The organism is Microtetraspora sp. NBRC 13810 (assembly GCF_030268685.1).
Classification (GTDB): domain Bacteria; phylum Actinomycetota; class Actinomycetes; order Streptosporangiales; family Streptosporangiaceae; genus BSRQ01.
In genome coordinates this window covers 167000-173027 of the sequence record NZ_BSRQ01000008.1, presented here as the reverse complement: position 1 = coordinate 173027, position 6028 = coordinate 167000, and the positions used below count along the sequence as shown (strand labels likewise).

Below are 6028 nucleotides of genomic sequence, written 5' to 3'. Positions count from 1 at the left end.
AGGGGCCGAGCAGGGGCCGAGCAGGGGCCGAGCAGGGGCCGAGCAGGGGCCGAGCAGGGGCCGAGCAGGGGCCGAGCAGGGGCCGAGCAGGGGCCGAGCAGGGGCCGAGCAGGGGCCGAGCAGGGGCCGAGCAGGGGCGGAACAGGGCAGGAACGACGAAGCCCGCCGCCCCGGCTCGGGATCGGGGTGGCGGGCTGGGTCGGTTGGTGGCTAGCTGCCGCCGGGGCCTCGGGGTTCGACGTATCCGACCGGGCCGTCGAAGGGGTACTGGGACTCCTCCTCGCCGGTGTTCGGACTGCTCTGCTGCTCCTTCGGGGGGTCGTTCTTGGTCTTGTCGGTGTTCTTGTCGGTGTTCTTGGCGGGCGTTTGCGCCTCGCCGCCACCGGAGGACGAGCCGTCGCCGCCGCCGGAGGAGATGTCGGTGCCGGAGGGGGCGTCGGCGACGTCGCCGTCGCTGGGGATGCCCTGGTCTCCTCCACCGCCGCTCTGGTCGGCCTGGTCGCCGCCGCCCTGCGCGGCCTCGTCGGCGGGCGACTGGGCGTCGCCCTGCTCGCCGCCGTCCGCGGCCTGGCCGTTGTCGGCGGCGGGGGCGTCGCTCTGGGCGGGTACCGAGGTACCGGTGCCCTGTGAGTCGCTGACGACGGCGAAGACGATGCCGCCTCCGGCGAGAACCGCCACCAGGGCACCCGCGGCTATGGCCAGGCCGCGCTTGCCGTTGGACGCTCTCTTGGCTCTCGCCCTTGACTTGGTCCTGGGCATGTCACCGGGGCCGGCGAGGTACTCGGTCTGGTACTCGCCCTGGTAATCGCCCTGGCCCGGATGCTCAGGATGGCCCGTCGAAGATCGAACGTGCCCTTGCATGAGTAACAACTCCCTGTGGTCTTATCGGCGGAAACCGCCACGGTTTCCAAGGGTGCTCGACCACACTAGCCGCATTAACCAAATCGCTGCACGGGCATCACGGAGGAATCACGATTTGTCGCACATTCCATCCATCGTCCCACGTCACAGGCGATCTTGGGTGGCGATCGCCGGAGTTCTCGGGGTCTTCACCACGGCAGGGATCGGCGTGGTTTTGGCGATATCGGCCGCGCCAGAGCAATTGACCGCCGGGGGTCCTCCGGCCGCCGCACCGTTGCAAGGAGTGACAGCGCCGCCGGTGAGCGCCTACCCCACCGGTCCGGCCGAGGCACCCCAGGAGTCACCGGACCGGGAGCGTCCCGGCCGGCAGAACGACGGGCAGGGCCGCCCCTCGGAGGGCTGGACCCGCCCGGTGCCCGCCCCGCCCGCCGTACCGGCCCGCGCTCCGGCCCCGCCCCGGGCCCCGGCCCTGCCTCCCGCTCCGGCTCCGGCTCGGGCTCCGGGCCCAGGTCCGGGTGGTCCGGCAGGCGACAAGGCTCGGGCGCCGGGCGCGCCGGACCGTGCCATGCGGGAGCGGAAGGCGGAGACGGCCGGGGACGGCGCCCGGTCACGCGGGACCGGGCCCGAGCGCGAACGGCGGCGGGACGCCGAACCGGGGCCGCCGCTCTGGCCCGACCCGTGCTCGGCGTTCGGCGACATCCGCATGTGCGACGACCTGCTGAGCAGGTTCGGCGTGCGGTGACCCGGCCCCCGCGCAGAAAGGCGTCCGGCCCGGCAGATTTCACCCGCGACAGACCGGCACTCACTCGAAGCGAGCCCGGCGGCCCACCTGCCGGGTTCGCGTACGTCGAGCGGGCGGTGACCCGCAGAACCGGCGGACGGCAGACGGGCAAGGGCCCGCACGAGCGGTCCGGTGTGCGACGGACGGGGGTCCGTACGGACGGTCCGGTCTGCGACGGACGGGAGTCCGTACGGACGGATGGTTCGGTGGGCGGTGGATCTGTGCGGATGGTCGGGTGTGCGGTGGGTCAGTGGGTGGTGCAGCCGGACGGCTCCGCCGGGGTGGCCGGGGGGCGGCCGATGGTGGGCATGCCCAGGAGGACGCCGGAGGGCGCGGCGGGGCCGGCCTGGCGCGCCTGCCACGCGTCGCCCGCCCGGGTGCGGCGCAGGGCCAGTGCCGGGCGGTCGGCGACCAGGTGGTGCGGGGCGGCGTAGGTGACCTCGACGCTCACCACGTCGCCGGGGCGGGGGGCGTGCTCGCCGGGGGCGAAGTGGACGAGGCGGTTGTCGGGGGCGCGGCCGGACAGGCGGCGGGTGGCGTCGTCCTTGCGGCCCTCGCCCTCGGCGACCAGCACCTCCAGCACCTTGCCGACCTGCCGCTTGTTCTCAGCCCAGGAGATCTCCTCCTGGAGAGCGACCAGCCGCTCGTAGCGCTCCTGCACGACCTCCTTGGGCACCTGCGCGTCCATGGTCGCGGCGGGGGTGCCGGGGCGGATCGAGTACTGGAAGGTGAAGGCGTTGGCGAAGCGGGACTCGCGGACGACGTCGAGCGTGGCCTGGAAGTCCTCCTCGGTCTCGCCGGGGAAGCCCACGATGATGTCGGTGGAGATCGCCGCGTCGGGCATCGCGGCCCGGACCCGCTCGATGATCCCGAGGTAGCGCTCGGCGCGGTAGGAGCGGCGCATGGCCTTCAGGACCCGGTCGGAGCCGGACTGCAGCGGCATGTGCAGCTGGTGCATCACGTTGGGCGTCTCGGCCATCGCGGCGATGACGTCGTCGGTGAACGCCGCCGGGTGCGGGGAGGTGAACCGGACCCGCTCCAGGCCCTCCACGTCGCCGCAGGCGCGCAGCAGCTTGCCGAACGCGAGCCGGTCGCCGAACTCGACGCCGTAGGTGTTCACGTTCTGACCCAGGAGGGTGATCTCCAGGACGCCCTGCTCGACCAGGGTGCGCACCTCGCTGAGCACCTCGCCGGGACGGCGATCCTTCTCCTTGCCGCGCAGCGCCGGCACGATGCAGAACGTGCACGTGTTGTTGCAGCCGACCGAGATCGACACCCAGGCGGCGTAGGCCGACTCGCGCTTGGTCGGCAGGGTGCTGGGGAAGACCTCCAGCGACTCCTTGATCTCGACCTGGGCCTCGCGCTGGACGCGGGCGCGCTCCAGGAGCACGGGCAGCGAGCCGATGTTGTGGGTGCCGAACACGACGTCCACCCACGGGGCCTTGCGCACGATCTCGCCCTGGTCCTTCTGGGCCAGGCAGCCGCCCACGGCGATCTGCATGCGCGGGTTGCTCGTCTTCGCGGGACGGAGATGGCCGAGATTGCCGTAGAGGCGATTGTCGGCGTTCTCCCGCACGGCGCAGGTGTTGAACACGACCACGTCGGCCGCCTCGCCGTCGCCGACCGGCACGTAGCCCGCGTCTTCCAGCAGTCCGGCGAGCCGCTCGGAGTCATGCACGTTCATCTGGCACCCGTAGGTACGGACCTCGTACGTGCGGGTGCTCTCCTCGGTCACAGTCATGGCCCTCCAAGCCTAGGCGCTCCCCGGACCTCCGACACCGCTCCCTCCCCCGAACACGTCTTCGTAATGACTCGGTCACGCAACGTGAAGATTGCGGTTAAGCTGGGGCCCCAGAGTCGCATGCGAGAATGAGACTTCACCGACACTGAGAGTGGTGAGCCACGATGGCGATGCCTGCGCAGACCTCGGAGGCGCCCGTGAATGCCGACAAGCCGGCCGGAAGGCCGTTCACCCTCTGGCAGACGCCAGGAGAGCTCAGTGTCGACGAGTGGATCGAGCTCAATGCGCATGGCGACGGAAGCCGCTACGAGCTCATCGACGGGAGCCTCATCGTGTCCCCCGCCCCACCGCCCCAGCATCAATGGATCGGCGACAATCTGCGCCAGTTGCTCCATACCGCGATCGGCGACGAGCTGGCGGCCATCACGGCGACCGGAGTGCTGCTCGACGACAGCCCCGGCGTCATCCCCGACGTCATCGTCGTGGAGCGGCAGCCCATCCGTGACGGCGCCAGGCTGATCTCGTCCGGCTGGGTGCACCTCGCCGTGGAGATCGTGTCCAAGTCGACGACGGTGACCGACCGGCGAGTCAAGCCGATCAAATATGCAGAATCGGGCATTCCGCACTTCTGGCGCATCGAGATGCTTCCCTTCCGCGGCCAGATGAACAGGCGGCTGCCCGTCATCTACACGTACGCCCTGGACAAGGAAACCGGATACCAGTTGACCCATCAGGTGGCGGCGGGCGAAACGGTGGAGTTGACCGATCCTTTCAAACTGACTCTCGACCCCGCGAAACTGGCCGAGATCTGACCTCTTTGACTAGCCGACCAGTCCACACAACGTGACCCGATCGGTACCCCTTGGTTAGTCACGAGTGGCCTAACGTGCATAGCCTTGATCACCATGAAGAACGGGGACGCGGTTCCGCTCGTCAAGCTGGAAAACGTCAACAAGCACTTCGGTGAGCTCCATGTGCTGCGGGACATCCACTTGACCGTCGACCGGGGTGAGGTCCTGGTGGTGATCGGGCCTTCCGGCGGGGGCAAGTCGACGCTCTGCCGGACGATGAACCGGCTGGAGACGATCGACAGCGGTGTGATCACCTTCGACGGCCGGCCGCTTCCCGCGGAGGGCAAGCCGCTGGCGAAGCTGCGGTCCGAAGTCGGCATGGTGTTCCAGTCCTTCAACCTGTTCGCGCACAAGACGATCCTGGAGAACGTCACGCTGGGGCCGATCAAGGTCCGCGGGCAGGACAGGAAGGCCGCCGAGCAGCGCGGCCTGGAGCTTCTCGAGCGCGTCGGCATTGCCTCCCAGGCGGGCAAGTATCCCGCCCAGCTCTCCGGCGGTCAGCAGCAGCGCACGGCCATCGCGCGCGCCCTGGCGATGGATCCCAAGATGATCCTGTTCGACGAGCCCACCTCGGCGCTGGACCCGGAGATGGTCCAGGAGGTGCTGGACGTGATGATCGGCCTCGCCCGTGACGGCATGACCATGGTCGTCGTCACGCACGAGATGGGCTTCGCCCGCCGCGCCGCGAACCGGGTGGTCTTCATGGCCGACGGTCAGGTCGTGGAGGAGAACACGCCGGACGAGTTCTTCACCAACGCGCGCACCGACCGGGCCAAGGACTTCCTCTCCAAGATCCTTACGCACTGAGCTCGCATCCCGGGCACCCCCGGTACAGAGACTTCACCGTTGCACGGTTCCCCCTGGAAGAAGAGGTAAGGAAATGCGGGTAGGACGTATCAGTGCGACGCTGGCCGCGGCCGGCGCGCTCATCTTGGGGCTGGCGGCCTGTGGCGGCGGCGGCGAAACCAGCGCCGCCCCCTCCGGGGACGGTTCGGTCGTCGACAAGGTGAAGAACACCAAGCAGGTTGTCGTCGGCACCAAGTGGGACCAGCCCAGCCTCGGCCTGAAGGCCGGCGGCGGCGATCCCGAGGGCTTCGACGTGGACGTGGCGAAGTATGTGATCAAGGAGCTGGCCGGCGGCCAGGACGTGCAGATCCAGTTCAAGGAGTCCGCGTCCTCCAACCGTGAGCCGTTCCTCGCCAACGGCACCGTTGACATCATCTTCGCCACCTACTCGATCACCGAGGAGCGCAAGTCCAAGGTGACCTTCGGCGGGCCGTACATCGTGGCGCACCAGGACACCATGGTCCGCGCCGACGCCACGAACATCGCCAAGGCCACCGACCTGGCCGGCAAGCGCATCTGCCAGGCCGCGGGCTCCAACTCCTACAAGCGGATCACCGACCCGCCGCCGGACGGCGAGCTCGACCTCGACGCGCAGCTCGTGGGTGCCAACACCTACTCCGAGTGCGTGTCGAAGCTGAGCGGCAACAACCTGGACGCGGTCACCACCGACGACCTCATCCTGGCCGGCTTCGCCCAGCAGGGCGGCGGCAACTTCAAGATCCTCGGCGACCCGTTCACCGACGAGAAGTACGGCGTCGGCCTGAAGAAGGGCGACGTCAAGACCTGCGAGGCCGTCAACGCCGCGATCACCAAGATGTACACGGACGGCACCGCCGCCCAGCTCTTCGCCAAGTGGTTCGGCAAGGCGCAGGGTCTGACCGCGCCGACCGCCGCGCCGCAGTTCGAGACGTGCGCCTAGCAATCCTTGTCGCACCGCAGGCAGCGGCC

Annotated in this window: 6 protein-coding genes; 4 read left to right on the top strand and 2 right to left on the bottom strand. The window is 69.5% G+C overall.

The window, feature by feature from the left end; all coding sequences use genetic code 11:
- Positions 1–210 precede the first annotated feature (210 nt).
- On the bottom strand, positions 211–861 hold the full coding sequence (locus QSK26_RS18090; protein WP_285776334.1) for a hypothetical protein: 651 nt from the start codon (positions 859–861) through the stop codon (positions 211–213).
- Positions 862–1159: 298 nt separating this feature from the next.
- Here QSK26_RS18090 and QSK26_RS18085 point away from each other — a divergent pair, with 298 nt between their 5' ends.
- Complete coding sequence (locus QSK26_RS18085; protein ID WP_285776333.1) at positions 1160–1603, top strand: hypothetical protein; 444 nt, start codon at positions 1160–1162, stop codon at positions 1601–1603.
- Positions 1604–1889: 286 nt separating this feature from the next.
- Here QSK26_RS18085 and miaB read toward each other — a convergent pair whose 3' ends face one another.
- Complete coding sequence (gene miaB, locus QSK26_RS18080) at positions 1890–3383, bottom strand: tRNA (N6-isopentenyl adenosine(37)-C2)-methylthiotransferase MiaB (protein WP_285776332.1); 1494 nt, start codon at positions 3381–3383, stop codon at positions 1890–1892.
- A gap of 164 nt (positions 3384–3547) precedes the next feature.
- On the opposite strand from miaB, the gene QSK26_RS18075 reads away from it, so the two are divergent.
- The 3 genes from QSK26_RS18075 to QSK26_RS18065 all read left to right on the top strand — a co-directional run bounded on the left by QSK26_RS18075 (position 3548) and on the right by QSK26_RS18065 (position 5999).
- Positions 3548–4195 carry a Uma2 family endonuclease gene (locus QSK26_RS18075; protein ID WP_285776331.1) on the top strand — a complete coding sequence of 216 codons (648 nt, stop codon included), beginning with the start codon at positions 3548–3550 and terminating at the stop codon, positions 4193–4195.
- 93 nt (positions 4196–4288) lie between these two features.
- A complete protein-coding gene (locus tag QSK26_RS18070; RefSeq protein WP_285776330.1) occupies positions 4289–5041 on the top strand; it encodes an amino acid ABC transporter ATP-binding protein in 753 nt (250 codons plus the stop codon).
- 73 nt (positions 5042–5114) lie between these two features.
- Positions 5115–5999: a glutamate ABC transporter substrate-binding protein gene (locus QSK26_RS18065; protein WP_285776329.1), complete on the top strand. Its 885-nt coding sequence runs from the start codon at positions 5115–5117 to the stop codon at positions 5997–5999.
- Positions 6000–6028 lie beyond the last annotated feature (29 nt).